General features: G+C 38.5%; 14 protein-coding genes. 2 read left to right on the top strand and 12 right to left on the bottom strand.

Going from position 1 to position 16,407, the window contains the following annotated elements:
- Positions 1 to 3: 3 nt before the first annotated feature.
- Entirely contained in the window at positions 4 to 681 is a 678-nt protein-coding gene (sdaAB, locus tag CCE82_RS03410; RefSeq protein ID WP_086428030.1) for an L-serine ammonia-lyase, iron-sulfur-dependent subunit beta, read from the top strand.
- 15 nt (positions 682 to 696) lie between these two features.
- On the top strand, positions 697 to 1,596 hold the full coding sequence (gene sdaAA / locus CCE82_RS03405; RefSeq protein ID WP_086428029.1) for an L-serine ammonia-lyase, iron-sulfur-dependent, subunit alpha: 900 nt from the start codon (positions 697 to 699) through the stop codon (positions 1,594 to 1,596).
- Positions 1,597 to 2,532: 936 nt separating this feature from the next.
- Here sdaAA and CCE82_RS03400 read toward each other — a convergent pair.
- The 12 genes from CCE82_RS03400 to opp4A (CCE82_RS03345) form a co-directional block, all read right to left on the bottom strand.
- Positions 2,533 to 2,790 (bottom strand): hypothetical protein, encoded by a 258-nt coding sequence (locus tag CCE82_RS03400; RefSeq protein WP_086428028.1) that lies wholly within the window; start codon positions 2,788 to 2,790, stop codon positions 2,533 to 2,535.
- Positions 2,791 to 2,868: 78 nt separating this feature from the next.
- Complete coding sequence (locus tag CCE82_RS03395) at positions 2,869 to 4,035, bottom strand: Rho termination factor N-terminal domain-containing protein (protein WP_086428027.1); 1,167 nt, start codon at positions 4,033 to 4,035, stop codon at positions 2,869 to 2,871.
- Positions 4,036 to 4,151: 116 nt separating this feature from the next.
- Positions 4,152 to 5,045, bottom strand: a complete 894-nt coding sequence (opp4C, locus tag CCE82_RS03390; protein ID WP_086428026.1) for an oligopeptide ABC transporter permease — start codon at positions 5,043 to 5,045, stop codon at positions 4,152 to 4,154.
- A gap of 11 nt (positions 5,046 to 5,056) precedes the next feature.
- Positions 5,057 to 6,019: an oligopeptide ABC transporter permease gene (gene opp4B / locus CCE82_RS03385; RefSeq protein ID WP_086428025.1), complete on the bottom strand. Its 963-nt coding sequence runs from the start codon at positions 6,017 to 6,019 to the stop codon at positions 5,057 to 5,059.
- The gene (locus CCE82_RS03380) at positions 6,016 to 7,002 is read right to left on the bottom strand and encodes an ABC transporter ATP-binding protein (RefSeq protein ID WP_159454517.1); all 987 of its coding nucleotides are present in this window, start codon (positions 7,000 to 7,002) and stop codon (positions 6,016 to 6,018) included. The genes opp4B (CCE82_RS03385) and CCE82_RS03380 overlap by 4 nt, the downstream gene beginning before the upstream one ends.
- A complete protein-coding gene (locus CCE82_RS03375) occupies positions 6,995 to 8,005 on the bottom strand; it encodes an ABC transporter ATP-binding protein (protein WP_086428023.1) in 1,011 nt (336 codons plus the stop codon). The genes CCE82_RS03380 and CCE82_RS03375 overlap by 8 nt, the downstream gene beginning before the upstream one ends.
- Positions 8,006 to 8,127: 122 nt before the next feature.
- Entirely contained in the window at positions 8,128 to 9,846 is a 1,719-nt protein-coding gene (opp4A, locus tag CCE82_RS03370) for an oligopeptide ABC transporter substrate-binding protein (protein WP_086428022.1), read from the bottom strand.
- Positions 9,847 to 10,419: 573 nt separating this feature from the next.
- The gene (gene opp4C, locus CCE82_RS03365) at positions 10,420 to 11,313 is read right to left on the bottom strand and encodes an oligopeptide ABC transporter permease (RefSeq protein ID WP_086428021.1); all 894 of its coding nucleotides are present in this window, start codon (positions 11,311 to 11,313) and stop codon (positions 10,420 to 10,422) included.
- Positions 11,314 to 11,324: 11 nt separating this feature from the next.
- A complete protein-coding gene (gene opp4B, locus CCE82_RS03360) occupies positions 11,325 to 12,287 on the bottom strand; it encodes an oligopeptide ABC transporter permease (protein WP_086428020.1) in 963 nt (320 codons plus the stop codon).
- Positions 12,284 to 13,273 (bottom strand): ABC transporter ATP-binding protein, encoded by a 990-nt coding sequence (locus CCE82_RS03355; RefSeq protein WP_086428019.1) that lies wholly within the window; start codon positions 13,271 to 13,273, stop codon positions 12,284 to 12,286. The genes opp4B (CCE82_RS03360) and CCE82_RS03355 overlap by 4 nt, the downstream gene beginning before the upstream one ends.
- Positions 13,270 to 14,277: an ABC transporter ATP-binding protein gene (locus tag CCE82_RS03350; protein WP_086428018.1), complete on the bottom strand. Its 1,008-nt coding sequence runs from the start codon at positions 14,275 to 14,277 to the stop codon at positions 13,270 to 13,272. Before CCE82_RS03350 ends, CCE82_RS03355 begins: the two co-directional genes overlap by 4 nt.
- Before the next feature lie 129 nt (positions 14,278 to 14,406).
- The gene (gene opp4A, locus CCE82_RS03345) at positions 14,407 to 16,131 is read right to left on the bottom strand and encodes an oligopeptide ABC transporter substrate-binding protein (RefSeq protein ID WP_086428017.1); all 1,725 of its coding nucleotides are present in this window, start codon (positions 16,129 to 16,131) and stop codon (positions 14,407 to 14,409) included.
- Between the last annotated feature and the right edge of the window lie 276 nt (positions 16,132 to 16,407).

Raw genomic sequence — 16,407 nt, 5'->3', positions numbered from 1 at the left:
TTTATGGCACGTACAAAAGATTATCAAAGTGCGTTTGATATTATCGGCCCTGTCATGATGGGCCCATCGAGTTCACATACTGCAGGTGCAGTGAAGATTGGTCAAGCAGCCCGTGCTGTCCTTGGTGATACGCCAGAGAAAATCGTCGTGAACTATTACGAATCTTTTGCAGAAACACATAAAGGTCACGGCACAGATTTAGCAATTATCGGTGGATTGTTAGGTTTTAGTACATTTGATTCTCGTATTAAAACCTCAACAAAAATTGCAAGAAGTGAAGGTATCGACTTTGAATTTATCGAAAAAGAAGGCTCAAGTTTAGGAGAACATCCGAACTGTGCAGTCATCGAAATTGATCACGGTGACCGTCATGTCGAGCTGAACGGTATTTCAATCGGTGGCGGTGCGTTCAAAGTGAAAAGTATTCACGTTAACCAAATGTGTATCTTGATGACGCATACACCCCCTATTCTTGTTATTGATGGGGAATGTAAAATTGCAGAAGTCAATCATTTAATTAACGATTTAATTGAGCATGAAGTCGATATCAATGAAGAGATTAAGACGATGTCGAAAGGCCATTGCTTACTTGCCTTACATTTAAATAAGCCGATTAAAAGTGAACTCCTGTCAGCCATCAAAGAAAAATATGCTTTTTTAAACTTTTCATATATAGAATAAATTGGAGGGACTCCCATGTTTGATACAATGAAAGAACTCATCGATTATGCGACTGAAAATGAAACAACTTTTTCAGAAATTATGATTAAACATGAAATGGAAACACGTGGTATGACACGCGAAGAAGTCATGGATATGATGCAACAAAACCTAGACACGATGCGTGAAGCTGTTGAAAAAGGAACGACAGGTGAAGGGGTCAAAAGTGTCACGGGTTATACAGGTCAAGATGCGATTAAAGTCCATGAATATAACCAAAACCATAAAGCCCTTTCTGGATTTGATATGATTGCAGCTGTTGAAGGCGCGGTAGCTACCAATGAAGTGAACGCAGCCATGGGTATTATTTGCGCAACACCAACTGCCGGTTCTTCAGGTACAATTCCAGGGATACTCTTTAAACTAGAAAAATCACACGACTTAACCAATGACCAAATGCTCGAATTTCTATTTTCAGCCTCGATATGCGGTATGGTGATTGCGAACAATGCTTCAGTCGCGGGTGCAACAGGAGGCTGTCAAGCAGAAGTCGGTTCAGCATCTGCTATGGCTGCCGCTGCTGCTGTCCAAACATTCGGTGGTACGCCAGAACAAGCCGGCCATGCCCTTGCAATCAGTATCAGCAACTTACTTGGCTTAGTTTGTGATCCTGTTGCAGGCTTAGTAGAAATTCCTTGTGTGATGAGAAATGCGATTGGTTCAGGTAATGGTTTGATTTCAGCAGACCTCGCACTTGCTGGTGTTGAAAGTCGTATTCCAGTGGATGAAGTGATATGTGCGATGGATAAAGTGGGCCGTAACCTTCCTGCTTCATTACGCGAAACAGGTTTGGGTGGTCTTGCAGGTACGCCAACAGGTGAAGCCATTAAAGCAAAAATCTTCGGTGATTCAAAACAATCTGAAGTGTTCTCATAATATGTGATTGAAGAAGCTCGAAGTGAGATGACAGGTGTTGTCTTCACTTCGAGTTTTTTGATGGGAATCGTCGTTGATGTGAACATTTCGGGTTGATGTGCACATGACATTATGGGTTGATGCACTTACCTGTTACATTTCCTTGTTTTCGCAATGGATTGCTATCTTGGACTTCGCGTTCCTAGGCGCCTCGCCTCAACTAAATTTGGCTTGATTAAACTGTCCACTTAAAGGAAGCCAAATTGGATTTTGGGAGCAGTACAGAAATCTCATGTGCAACAAAGATTTCGTCGTACTGCCCCCGCAAGGCTGACTAGACTTCTCAAAGCAAGTGCATTGAGAAGTCAGACAGCTACTGCGTTAAACAGTAACCATTATCAAAGTTAAAGATCGACATTTTGTTCTCAACTTTATGCCTCAGGAGTCTCGTCCAGATTTGCAATCCATTCATGAACATTTCGGATTAAATAAAAACAGAAGTGATGTATGGTGTATTTGTTTCTACATCAATCACGAATAAACACACCAAAAACATAAAGAAGCAGACATTAATACATACACTCCCCTTCCCATAAACTTTAGTCAACTTCTTCAAAATGTACAGACGTCTGAGTGTTTATATGTTTCCCTGTCAGAAATTTTGTTACGTAAAATTAATATAACAACATCAATCAAAGCGTCTTTATATTGAAGATAAAAAATGGATACTTTTCGTTTTCTTCATTTCATAAGTTTACTTTCATTCATTAACTGTCTTCAAAAAAACAACTTAACAAAATGATCGAATTTCTCGAGTATCCCCCCTTTAGAACGTGAGTCCAAAGTAGCAATTGTGAAATTTTAAAAAGGTTATCAATGAAGATAATTTGATTAAAATATGTCAATTCAAAAAACGGCTGATGAGATATCCCATCAGCCGTTGTATTGTGATTCCATTTATTTACGAACTAAGCGTTTCTTTACACTTTCATCTTCTGGTTCTTCTTTAACAATAATTTGACGGTCTTGATGACGGTCTTTTTGTCGCTTTTCTTGAAATTGGAAAACAACAAAGTGATAGATGAAAAACAAAATAAAAGTGAGCGATAAAGATTGCATCAACAAATATTGCCATGTGCCAGCAATCAGAAAGGTTTCTGCAATGGTTGTTGAAATGACCATTCCAAAAAATAATAGCATCAATTTTTTCAGCATCGAACTCATCCCCTTTGTTCGTGACAGTCGTTAGTTTCTCTTTATACGCTACTCATGACATGAACACTGAATCAACAGTTACTTTTTACGTTGTTGATATTGATGAAAGTCTATCACATTTTCATACTTTTCGCTTGAATGATTTAAAATATCCTTAAATTCTTCTGATGTATGACCTAAATATAACCACCTTCTCATATGATTCAACATTTCATCAAAGAGGTCCAAACCAGTTGGAAAGGCATCTCCATCTAATACCTCGTCTTCAATCAATGCTTCAAGCACTGGCATAAAATCATGAGCCTCACTTAAATGCTTTAACTGTAATAGTAATTCTGTTCCAAGTTCTTCAGCCATTAAGTTGCGTTCTATAAAATCCATGTATTCATTTTCAATAAAATGGTCTTTCACCCATTCAATGACACGATCACATTGCTCTGGGTCAATCCCATAAACTCGTTCGCTATATATCAGCATCTCTTCTTTTGTTTCAGGCAAATAATAAGTGACCTCTGACGCAATTTTTAGCATATCTGGCTGATCGAATTGAAAATCTATATGTGTAATGTTTCCATCTTCAACTACATAATTTTTGAAATCAGGATTCACTTCTTCTACTAAATCAAGCCAGTCTTTCAATGCGTCCAATGTTAACGTTTGACCCATATATTTTTGGTAAACGACTTGGAGCTGTTCTAACGGGAGTGAGCCGTATAATTCTACACTCGCAATCAATAATCGATACAGATCAGATAGTTCTTTCAAAGTCTCATCTGTTTGAACCGCTTCTTTCATTTTCGTATCAATCTCATGAGGAATCAAAATTTCACCCGTGTCATCAATCATCTTCCTTGGTTTATACATCAAAAATGATTGAGGGACATCCATCGTTGTTTCGAAAGGAATGCCTATTTCAAGCATTTGTTGTGTCAATACAAGCAGAAGTTGATGCGCCCGACTCATGTGTTCAACACTTTCTCGAATATACTTAGGTGTCACTAAATGTGTAATGAAATGAATAAGCAACTCTGATTTATTCATGCCAGAATATCCTGTGATACCATACTGTTTACATAACTTCTTAATATCTTCAATGGTGTAATGATCTAATAGCGCAACAATACTTCTTTCTTCATCCTCTTCACCTAATGTCAGCGCAATCACTTCATGAAGTAATTCGTCTTGTTCATCTTCAGTTAAGTTAGAAAAAAATTCTTCAAATTCTTCATCACTATATCTCACCATTTTCACCTACTCATGTCATTTAGTTATCATTATTGTATCCGTAAATACATGAATTGTGAAATTATTTCTTATCGTGACTAATATGATTTGTGTTCTTTTCTATACGTTACAAATTCTTATCTTCTTGATTTTGGATTGAGTGCATCTTTTAATCCTTCACCAATAAAGTTAATACATAAAATGGTTACTGTAATAATCAGTGCAGGTGGCATCCAAATCCATGGCTTACTTCTTAAAATGTCTCCTTCTTGGGCATCTGTTAACATATTCCCCCAAGTGGGCACACTTTTGCTAATCCCAAATCCGAGGAAACTCAAACCCGCTTCAGCAACGATTTGAACCGCAAAAACGAGTGTGGCTTGAACGATGATAACACTTAATATGTTTGGCAATAAATGCTTAAACAAAATTTTATACACTGGTGTCCCAATCGATTGTGCAGCTAAAAAATATTCATTTTCTTTTTCTTGCATGACTTTACCGCGGACAATCCTCGCGACACCGACCCAAGACAAGGCGATGAGCACTAAACCTAAAACAATCGCTGAACCGTATTGATTTTCGATTTTACCACTAAACGTCGCATTCAACACGACCGCAAAAGGAATGAACGGAAATAACATGACAAACTCTGTAAAACGCATGAGCACTGTATCCACCCAGCCGCCATAATAACCCGAAATCATCCCAATCAATACACCTATCGTCATCAAACCAACAGATGTAAAAAACCCGAATAATAACGATACGCGACCCGCATACAACAGTCGGCTTAAAATATCACGTCCACCTGAATCTGTACCGAGCCAATGTTCCGCTGACATATCCCCTTTAATCAATACTAAATTTTGTAAATTCGGATCATAAGGGGCAAGGAATGGTGCTAAAAATGAAATGACCGCAATACATCCGAGTACGATTGTGGCAACCATCGCCGGTTTGTTTTTAAGAAATTTCTTGCGGGCAATCGTGAGTGGTGATTTACTTTTTGCTTTTTTTAATTTATCCATCAGTATCCCCCCTAATTACTCTTAATTCTCGGATCGACTATGCTATACGTAATATCTGAAATTAAGTTAGCCAGTAATCCTAAAAATGAGAAGAATAGTAAGAGTGCCATCATCAATGGGTAATCTTTACCACTAATTGCATCAATGAGCAGCTTCCCGATACCTGGATATGAGAAAATCGTTTCTGTAATGACCGCACCACCAAAAACGGATAATACATCGGCACCAAAAAACGTTACAATCGGAATAATAGAGTTTCTTAAAATATGTTTATTATAAACAGTAGACTCTGATAAACCTTTTGCTCGTGCAGTACGAATATAATCTTTACGTGCATTTTCGATAATGTCATTTCTTAAAAATTGTACATAACTTGCTGTTGATAATAAGCCGAGTACTGTTCCAGGCAAAATCGTATGATAAATTTTGCTAATGTAATATGCCGCTGAGCCAGGTTCAACTCCGAGCGCTACGGAACCTGAAAACGGAAAGAGTCCAAGTTGAAACGCGAAAATATAAATGGCGAACACCCCTGCAACAAATGAAGGGATAGCCAACATTAAATAGTTTAAAAATTGAATACTGTAATCATAAAGACTGTACGGCTTTCGTCCTGATAGTATCCCGAGTGGAAAAGCAATCAGATATGTAATCACTAAACTTGTGACCCCTAATAAAATCGTATTCGGCATACGCTCCTTCACTAAATCCATGACCGGACGTTTGTAGCGAATGGAATCCCCAAAATCACCATGTAAGACGCGCTCGCCCCACTTCATGTATTGCACTGGGAGCGGATCGTTTAACCCTAATCGTTCACGTTCTTGTTCGTAATATTTTGCCCCAGCTTTTGGGTCCATATTGCCTGAAAACGCATCACCTGGTTGCAATTTAGAAATTGTAAAAATAACAACTGACATTAAAATGAGCATTGGAATCATTAATAAAATACGTCTAATTATCAATGTTGTCATTTTGCCGCACCCCCATTTTCTAATAAGACACACGCTGCATAATGATTGTCACTGACTTCTACGGATGGCGGCTTGATTTCAGCACATCTCGCTTCAGCTACAGGACATCTCGTATGAAATGGGCAACCTGACGGGGGATCACTCGGTGACGGTAAATCACCTTCTAGCAAAATTCTTTCTTTTCGCTTACGAGGATCAATTTCAGGTATCGCTGAAATAAGTGCTTTCGTATAAGGATGACTCGGATTTTCATAAACCGCTTCAGCAGGACCTTGCTCTAAAATATGACCTAAATACATCACGCAAATGTAGTCACTCACATGTTTGACCACACTTAAGTCATGTGCAATAAACAAATAGCTGAGTCCAAATTCTTCTTGTAATTCTGCCATAATATTGAGCACTTGAGACTGCACAGAAACGTCTAACGCACTGACTGGTTCGTCGGCAATAATCAACTTCGGTTTGAGCGCTAATGCACGCGCAATCCCTACACGTTGTCGTTGTCCACCTGAAAACTCATGCGCATATTTGTAATAATCCGCTTCATTGAGTCCGACACGCTTCAACAAGTCTTTCACTTCATCTTCAATATCTTTTTGTTTTTTATGGTAATAATTACGAATCGGCTCACCGACAATATCCCCCACCATCTGCATCGGGTTCAGTGACGCATACGGATCTTGGAAGACCATTTGAAAGCCTTTACGTGCTTCTCTTAATGCACGTCCTCTCATTTTTGTAATGTCTTGACCACAAAACTTAATTTCACCTGAATAGGCTTGTTGTAATCGTAAAATCGTACGCCCTGCTGATGATTTACCACAGCCTGACTCACCTACTAGCCCAACTGTTTGACCTGGTTTAATGACAAAAGAAATGCCATCCACTGCCTTCACTTCACCAATCTGACGTTGAAAGATGCCCCCTTTTATCGGATAATATTGCTTTAAATCATTCACTTCTAAAATGTTTTCACTCATGATGCCCGACCCCCTTCAGTTGTGTTTCACTTCGATATAAATGACAAAACACTTGATGTTCATCTGCCACTTGAATGCCACTGACATGTTGTTCATGACACATCGTCATCGCATGTGGACATCGATTGACGAAACGACAACCTTGTTGTGGCAACTCGACTAGACTCGGCACAGAACCTTGAATCGTCTCAAGCGTCTCTTGTTGTACATCCAATCGAGGTATCGCTTTTAACAGCAACTGTGTATAGGGATGTTTAGGGTGCGTAAAAATTTCTTCTACAGGTGCAAGCTCAACAATTTTCCCTGCATACATCACTGCCACACGATCGCACACCTCTGAAATGACGCCTAAATCATGCGAAATAAAGATGACACCCATATGCGTTTCGGCTTGTATACGTTTTAACAGTGCCAATATTTGCGCTTGTACCGTCACATCGAGCGCTGTGGTAGGTTCGTCTGCAATGAGCAATTGAGGTGCACATGAAATCGCCATCGCAATCATTACCCGTTGACGCATCCCACCCGATAATTGATGGGGATATTCATCAATGACTTTATTCGCACGCGGAATTCCAACATCTTGAAGCAATTGAACCGCCTTAGCCCGTGCTTCATTTTTCGAAAGTTTTAAATGCAACATCATCATTTCCATCAACTGATTGCCGATTGTAAAAACAGGATTGAGCGAGGTCATCGGTTCTTGAAAAATCATTGCAACCTCGTTCCCTCGTACTTTGTTGAATGCTTCATGCGACAAGTTATCGATACGTTGACCTTTATAGCGCACTTCACCTGAACGAATCGTCGCAATTTTTTCGGGTAATAAATTTAAAATGGATAAACTTAATACAGATTTGCCAGAGCCCGATTCTCCTACAATACCTAATATTTCTCCTTCTTTAATGTCTAAATGAATATCAGAAATCGCATCGTACTGTTGTCCCTCTATCTCAAATGCGGTAGATAAATTTTTGACTTCTAACAATTTGCTCTCATTCATTTTTTCACCCCTATGCCCGTATCAAAGATAAAAACTATATAATCCTCTTTTATTTTCGTTTAAATATAAGAAAAGGGGACGGACGTTCTCCGCCACGTATCCCTTTTCTTCACAATTTGTCATTACTTGTCTTCTACTGACCATTCATAAATTGGGTTAGTTCCTTTCAGTGACACTTCAAAGTTCTTCACTCTACTGTTCACTGCAGTTACATCTTCTAACTCTACAATTGGAATGACCGGCACATCTTCAGCCATGATTTTTTGCCATGCTAAATATTTTTCTTTACGTTTTTCATTGTCGTCGCCCACTACTTTTGTATCGACCGCTTCTTCTAAAATCTTGTCTGCTTTTGGATTGTTATAACGTGATTCATTCCAAAGTGCCGTAGATTTGTACAATTCTGATGGATCAGGATCTGCCCCTTGTTGCCATGTTCGGAAATACACTTCCATATCTTTAGAAGACTTTTCTAAATCACTGCTGTACTTACCGAATTCTTCCATTTCAACTTTTGTTTTAAGACCCACTTTTTCCCAATAACCTTTGAGTGCTGCTGTACGTGGTTCGAATGTTGGGTTAGAGCCTGCATAATGCTTAAGATTCACGACGAATGGCTTACCTTGAGGGTCTTCACGGAAACCATCCCCGTCTTTATCTTTATAGCCTGCTTCATCCAATAGTTTTTTCGCTTTATCAACGTCATAAGTGTATTCTTTAACGTCGCCTTCTTTCGCACCACTCCAATGTGCAGAAGGGATTAAACCATTAAGTGGCTTACCATAACCATAATAAAAGGCGTCGATCCATTCTTTTCGATTAATCGCGTAGGCCATTGCTTGACGTAACTTTTTGTCTTGATATTTCGGTCTTTCTTTACCAATCTTTTGTGCCTTTTTATCGTAATCATTTAACACAAATCCAACGATAGCATAAGATGTTGACGGTGCTTGTAACAATTGCAAGTTTTCACTGCCACTATCTTTAATTTCTTTCGCAATCGGTGCTGTGATCGTTGCCATATCAATATCACCATTTTCGAGCGCTTGTGTCATAGACGTTTGTTCCACAACGCGTAAGTTGATATTGTCGATATTCGGTTCGCCGCGCCAGTAATCTTTGTTTTTAACAAGTTCAACCGATTCACCATCGACAATACGTTTCACTTTGTATGGTCCGATACCAATTGGATTTTTACGTACGGCATCTGATTTCGCCATATCTTTAACTGGAATATCTTTAAATACTTTTTCGCTGATAGGTGCAGATGTCCACAATTCTAATAAATTATTCGCTTTATGCGCTTTAAATGTGATTTCTGCAGTGTAATCATCAATTTTTTTGATGCCACTAATACTGTCCGCTTCACCGTTACGTTTTTCTTCCGCACCTTGAATGACCGCGACACCACTATAACGCGGACCATCATAATCAGGATCAGCTAATGTTTCCAATGTAAAAATCCAGTCATTAATTGTAAATGGATTACCGTCTTGCCACTTAATCCCTTTTTTTACTTTAAACGTATATTTCAAGTCATCATTTTTGTCCTTTTCCCATGACAAAATTTTAGGTTTCACTTGCAAATCATCACCGACATCAATGAGTGAGTCATTAAAGAAATCAATGACATTAGAGTCGCCTGTGCTCCCTGCAAAAATAGATTGAAAGTTCCCCTCAGGCGGTTCAGCTATCCCCACTGTTAACGTACCGCCTTTCGCATCGCTTTTGCCGGTTTTATTCGACGTATTCGATTGCTCATTTCCATTTTTTCCACATGCTGAGAGTACAACGACAACAATTAATGATAAAAACCATAAATAACGATAAGCCTTTTTCATCCCATTTCCTCCCTAAATTTAAATGTTTAAAACTCCTTTCTCTTATTATTGTATTTTTCCAAATTTTTTGTCAATGAAATTTTGCAAAAATCTAAAATTTTCAAACATTTTATATTGAAAAATTGTGGTTGGATGCTAACGCTAAATAAGCGGAATCAAAAAAAGAAAGTTATGGGGACATAAAAATTTTTGATGCCATTGATGCAGTATTTTGTTTAACTTGCCCTATGACTAAGATTTATTTTTTGATTGCCCTTATGGCTTCTCTTTCCTAGGGGCTGGTCCCTCAGGAGTCTCAACCTTCTGGACAATCTTACATCAAATGCAGTCACTTAGGGCAAGTTTATGAAGTGAAAGCAACCCATACCATGCATTTTTCACATCCAATTTATCCTCATTTTTTGGTTGTTTTATCATCATTAATCGATATATGTCCATAAAAAAAGAGACAGAGAAAAATTAATCTCCCAGTCTCTTCCATATCGTTTTATGCACATGAATATATTAAAAAATGTATGCGTTTGATGTTTGTAAGTGTTTATACCCTAACATGCTTTTTGTATCTCTTGATGATTATCGCTTAGATTTTGGATTGAGTGCGTCTTTCAATCCTTCACCGATAAAGTTAATACATAAGATTGTGACTGTAATAACAAGTGCAGGTGGCATCCAAATCCATGGTTTTCCTCTTAAAATATCACCTTCTTGAGCATCAGTTAACATGTTCCCCCATGTTGGTACCTCTTTACTAATCCCAAATCCAAGGAAACTGAGACCCGCTTCGGCAACGATTTGAACGGCGAATACGAGTGTTGCTTGTACGATGATGACACTTAAAATATTCGGCAATAAATGCTTCAATAATATTTTGTATACTGGTGTCCCTATCGATTGCGCTGCTAAGAAGTATTCATTTTCCTTCTCTTGCATGACTTTACCCCGAACGATACGCGCAATTCCGACCCATGAAAGCAGGACGAGCACAGTACCTAATACAATGGCTGAACCGTATTGACTTTCGATATCGTGACTGAATGTCGCATTTAATACGACCGCAAAAGGAATAAATGGAAATAACATTACAAACTCTGTAATACGCATCAACACTGTATCTACCCAGCCGCCGTAATATCCCGAAATCATGCCGACAACGATACCAATCAGCATTAAGCCAATCGATGTGAATAATCCAAATGTCAATGATACACGACCAGAATACAACAGACGACTGAATATATCTCGACCGCCTGAGTCTGTTCCCAACCAGTGTTCAGGTGACATATCGCCTTTGATCAATACTAAATTTTGAACGTTTGGATCATGTGGCGCGATGAACGGTGCTAAAAATGAAATCAAAACAATTACACCGAGTATCATGGTAGCGGTCATCGCGGATTTATTTTTCAAAAACTTTTTACGCGCAATTTGTAATGGTGATTTGCTCTTTCTAAATTGTGTTTTTTCCATGATGGCCCCTCCTAGTTACTCTTAATTCTTGGGTCTACAATACTATACGTAATATCCGAAATGAGATTCGCGAGTAACCCTAAGAATGAAAAGAAAAGTAGTAGTGCCATCATTAACGGATAATCTTTACCCATGATGGATTCAATGAGTAACTTACCAATACCAGGGAATGAAAAAATACTCTCTGTGATTACTGCCCCGCCAAATACCGATAAGACGTCTGAACCGAAAAATGTCACAATTGGAATGATTGAATTTCGTAAAATGTGCTTATTGTATATTTTAGATTCAGATAAACCTTTAGCACGTGCTGTACGGATGTAGTCTTTCCGTGAATTTTCAATAATGTCGTTACGTAAAAATTGGATATAACCCGCAGTTGAAAGTAAACCGAGTACTGTTCCAGGTAAAATGACGTGATACAGTTTGCTCACGTAGTATTCAAACGTACCTGGATCAAGACCAATCTCTACAGATCCTGAAAACGGGAAAATACCAAATTGAAAAGCAAAAACATAAATCGCAAACACCCCTGCGACAAATGACGGAATCGCAAGCATCAAATAATTGAGCAGTTGAATACTATAATCATACAAACTATACGGCTTTCTACCCGCGAGAATACCGAGGGGAAAGGCAAGTAAATACGTAATAATCAAACTCACTGTACCTAATAAAATCGTGTTTGGCATCCGCTCTTCAATTAAATCCATTACTGGACGTTTGTAACGAATGGATTCTCCTAATTCACCGTGAAGGACACGGCCACCCCACTTCATATATTGCATTGGAATTGGATCATTTAAGCCTAACTTTTCACGTTGCTCTTCGTAATATTTTGCGCCAAGCTTTGGATCCATGTTACCTGTAAATGCATCACCCGGTTGTAATTTTGCAATCGTAAAAATCACGACAGACATTAATAGTAGCATCGGTATCATCAGTAAAAATCGGCGAATGATTAATGTGATCATAGTTTCACCTCTCCCTCTTCAAGTAATAAGCATGATGCATAATGTTCTTTGCCGACCTTAATCGCTTGCGGCCTTTGTTGTGCACATCTGGCTTCAGCGACCGGACAACGTGTATGAAATGGACAACCGACTGGTGGATTACTCGGAGACGGCAAATCGCCTTCCAATAAAATCCGTTTTTTACGTTGTGTCGGATTGATATCTGGAATTGCTGAAATGAGTGATTGTGTATAGGGGTGCTGTGGATTTTCATAAATCGCATCAGCGGGTCCTTGTTCTAAAATGTGCCCCAAATACATCACGCAAATATAGTCACTCACATGTTTCACAACGCTCAAATCATGCGCAATAAATAAGTAGCTTAAACCCATTTCTTCTTGTAACTCATCCATAATATTAAGCACTTGTGATTGGACGGATACATCTAACGCGCTGACTGGTTCATCCGCAATAATGAGTTTCGGTTTTAAGGCTAACGCACGTGCGATACCGACACGTTGACGCTGACCACCTGAAAACTCGTGCGCATATTTGTAATAATCACGTTCATTCAAACCGACACGCTTCAACAAGTCTTTCACTTCATCTTCAATGTCTTTTTGCTTTTTGTTGTAATAATTTCGAATCGGTTCCCCCACAATATCCCCAATCATTTGCATCGGATTGAGTGACGCATACGGATCTTGGAAGACCATTTGAAAGCCTTTACGTGCTTCTCGTAAAGCTTTACCTTTTAATTTCGTTAAATCTTGCCCACAAAATAAAATTTCGCCCTCTGTCGCTTTTTGTAAGCATAAAATCGTACGTCCAGCTGAGGATTTACCACAACCTGATTCACCTACAAGGCCCACTGTTTGCCCCTTTTTTATCTTAAAGGAAATATTATCCACCGCTTTCACTTCGCCCACTTTTCTTTGGAAGACCCCCGCTTTAATCGGATAATATTGTTTTAAATTTTTCACTTCTAAAACATAAGAATCACTCATAGCTCATTCCCCTCCTTTAATGCCGCATTTTGTGTATATAAATGACATTTCACTTGATGATCATCAGCAAAATGATAAGCTTCAATGTCTTGCAATGTACAAATCGTCATCGCATGTGGACAGCGGTTCGCAAAACGGCACCCAACTTTTGGTAGCTCGTCTAAACTTGGTACCGAACCTTGAATTGTCTCTAACTTCTCTTGTTTCACATCAAGTCGCGGAATGGCTTTTAGTAAAAGTTGTGTATAGGGATGCTTCGGTTGGCTAAAAATAGCTTCAACATTCGCAGACTCTACAATTTCACCCGCATACATCACAGCAACACGGTCACAAATTTCAGAAATCACGCCTAAATCGTGTGAAATAAAAATGACACTCATTTGGGTATCTTCTTGAATCCGTTTCAATAAGTCGAGAATTTGCGCTTGAACTGTCACATCAAGTGCGGTTGTTGGTTCATCAGCAATCAATAATTGCGGTGAACACGAAATCGCCATTGCAATCATGACACGTTGACGCATCCCACCAGACAATTGATGCGGATATTCATCAACAACCCTTTCTGCACGTGGAATACCCACTTGTTTTAATAGTGAGATTGCTTTTTCCTTTGCTTCAGCTTTCGACAATTTCAAATGGAGCATCAACATTTCCATCAATTGATTGCCAATCGTAAACACCGGATTGAGCGATGTCATCGGTTCTTGGAAAATCATCGCAATCTCTTTTCCTCTCACTTGATTCATTTGTACTGCATCGTATTCATCAATACGCTTGCCTTGATATATCACTTCTCCAGATGCAATATTGGAAATTTTTTCTGGCAATAGTTTTAATATCGACAGACTGAGTACAGACTTCCCAGAGCCAGACTCTCCTACGATGCCCATCACTTCACCTTTATCAACAGTTAAATCAATATTGGAAATTGCTGCGTAATGTTGTCCTTCAATATCAAACGTTGTCGTTAAGTTGCTGATTTTTAATAAATTATTCGTTTCCATAAGCGCCCCCCTCTTCCAGTACACGCATTCAGCCTTTTCACCTGTTATCAATAACAGCACTTTTCAAGTAAAATTAAGAAAAAGGGAAGAGACAGTGCGTCATCATTCCCTTTCTCCATGTATGTGCTATTATTTTTTCTCTTCAACTGACCATTGATAGATTGGGTTTGCACCTTTCAATGATACTTCATAGTTTTTCACTTTGTTGCTAACAGCTATAGTGCTTACAGATTCAAAAATCGGTATTACCGGTACATCATCAGCCATAATTTTTTGCCATTCGATGTATTTTTTACGACGTTTATCGTTATCATCGCCGACAATTTTGCTATCTACAGCTTCTTCTAACAATTTGTCAGCTTTTGGATTGTTGTAACGCGATTCGTTCCATAATGCAGTTGATTTGTATAAATCTGATGGATCAGGGTCTGCACCTTGTTGCCAGCTGCGGAAGTATACTTCGATATCTTTCGACGCATTTTCTAAATCATCACCGTATTTACCGAACTCTTCCATTTCAACTTTCGTTTTAAGACCGACTTTTTCCCAATAACCTTTCAGTGCTGCTGTACGTGGTTCGAATGTTGGATTCGTACCTGAATAATGTTTTAAAGTTACTACAAATGGTTTACCATTCGGATCTTCACGGAAACCATCACCATCTTTATCTTTATAACCCGCTTCATCTAATAATTTTTTCGCTTTTTCAACATCATAGTCATATTCTTTCACTTCGCCTTTTTTCGCACCGCTCCAATGTTCAGAAGGGATTAAACCAGTAAGTGGTTTCGCATAGCCATAGAAGAATGCGTCAATCCATTCTTTACGGTTAATTGCGTATGCCATCGCTTGACGTAAGCGCTTGTCTTGATATTTAGGACGTGGTGCACCGATTTTTTCTGCTTTTTTATCGTAATCATTTAATATAAAACCGATAATTCCATAAACTGTTGACGGTGCTTCTAAAATTTTCACATTTTCAGCTTTGTCGTCTTTAATTTCTTTAGCAATTGGGCCAGTCACATCCGCAATATCGATGTCACCTTTTTCAAGTGCTTGTGCCATTGCTGTTTGTTCAACCACTCGTAAATTCACTTTGTCGATGTTTGGCTCACCTTGCCAGTAGTCTTTGTTTTTCACAAGTTCTACAGATTCCCCATCAACAATACTTTTTACAATGAATGGTCCGATACCGATTGGATGTTTACGTACTGCATCAGATTTCGCCATATCTTTCACCGGGATATCTTTGAAGATTTTTTCACTGATGACAGATGATGTCCATAACGCCATTAAGTTGTTCGCTTTTGCAGCTTTAAAAGTCAATTCTACTGTGTAGTCGTCGATTTTTTTAAGACCACTAATCGTTTTCGCTTCACCTTTATGTTTTTCTTCTGCCCCTTTAATGACTTCTGCACCGCTATAACGTGGACCAGTGTATTCAGGGTCTGCAATCGTTTCTAAAGTGAAAATCCAGTCATTAATTGTGAACGGATTACCGTCTTGCCATTTAATGCCTTTCTTCACTTTAAACGTATACTTTAAGTCGTCATCTTTACTCTTTTCCCAAGATAAAATTTTCGGTTTAAGATTCAAGTGTTCATCCAATTCTATAAGACTATCATTAAAATAAGCTACAATATCTGAATCCGTTGTCGAACTTGCAAAAATGTCTTGGAAGTTCCCTTCTGGTGCTGCCGCAATCCCTACATTCAAAGTACCGCCTTTCGCATTACTTTTTTCAGTTTTGCTGTTATCATTGCTCGAGGTTTGCGAGCTATTTTTTCCACATGCTGATAAAACAAGAGTGACACACAACAATAATATCCATGCATAACGCCAAGTCTTCTTCATTCATGTTCCTCCTTTAGTTGTATTCCTATTGACTTAATTATTATATTTTTCTGAATACTTTGTCAACAACTAAATTTACAACTAAATCTAATTTAATTTGTAATTGTAACAAAAAGATAATATTTATATTTATTTTCGATTACCTTTATTTTAGAACTTAAAGCAGATTCGCCTAGTCATACTAGTATTTTAATAGGCATAAAAAAAGGATATGTGCCGGGCTATTTTCATTTAACCCTCACATATCCTTTAATCATATTGACATATCTTTTTAAT

Source organism: Staphylococcus cornubiensis (assembly GCF_900183575.1).
In the GTDB taxonomy this organism is placed as follows: Bacteria; Bacillota; Bacilli; order Staphylococcales; family Staphylococcaceae; genus Staphylococcus; species Staphylococcus cornubiensis.
Note: the sequence above shows the minus strand (reverse complement) of the source record. Positions and strands in the feature narration are given on the sequence as shown.

Excerpts from the sequence above, each read along its gene's own strand:
- sdaAB (WP_086428030.1), top strand. The coding sequence starts at position 4 with ATGGCACGTACAAAAGATTATCAAAGTGCGTTTGATATTATCGGCCCT.
- sdaAA (WP_086428029.1), top strand. The coding sequence starts at position 697 with ATGTTTGATACAATGAAAGAACTCATCGATTATGCGACTGAAAATGAA.
- CCE82_RS03400 (WP_086428028.1), bottom strand. The coding sequence starts at position 2,790 with ATGCTGAAAAAATTGATGCTATTATTTTTTGGAATGGTCATTTCAACA.
- CCE82_RS03395 (WP_086428027.1), bottom strand. The coding sequence starts at position 4,035 with ATGGTGAGATATAGTGATGAAGAATTTGAAGAATTTTTTTCTAACTTA.
- opp4C (WP_086428026.1), bottom strand. The coding sequence starts at position 5,045 with ATGGATAAATTAAAAAAAGCAAAAAGTAAATCACCACTCACGATTGCC.
- opp4B (WP_086428025.1), bottom strand. The coding sequence starts at position 6,019 with ATGACAACATTGATAATTAGACGTATTTTATTAATGATTCCAATGCTC.
- CCE82_RS03380 (WP_159454517.1), bottom strand. The coding sequence starts at position 7,002 with ATGAGTGAAAACATTTTAGAAGTGAATGATTTAAAGCAATATTATCCG.
- CCE82_RS03375 (WP_086428023.1), bottom strand. The coding sequence starts at position 8,005 with ATGAATGAGAGCAAATTGTTAGAAGTCAAAAATTTATCTACCGCATTT.
- opp4A (WP_086428022.1), bottom strand. The coding sequence starts at position 9,846 with ATGAAAAAGGCTTATCGTTATTTATGGTTTTTATCATTAATTGTTGTC.
- opp4C (WP_086428021.1), bottom strand. The coding sequence starts at position 11,313 with ATGGAAAAAACACAATTTAGAAAGAGCAAATCACCATTACAAATTGCG.
- opp4B (WP_086428020.1), bottom strand. The coding sequence starts at position 12,287 with ATGATCACATTAATCATTCGCCGATTTTTACTGATGATACCGATGCTA.
- CCE82_RS03355 (WP_086428019.1), bottom strand. The coding sequence starts at position 13,273 with ATGAGTGATTCTTATGTTTTAGAAGTGAAAAATTTAAAACAATATTAT.
- CCE82_RS03350 (WP_086428018.1), bottom strand. The coding sequence starts at position 14,277 with ATGGAAACGAATAATTTATTAAAAATCAGCAACTTAACGACAACGTTT.
- opp4A (WP_086428017.1), bottom strand. The coding sequence starts at position 16,131 with ATGAAGAAGACTTGGCGTTATGCATGGATATTATTGTTGTGTGTCACT.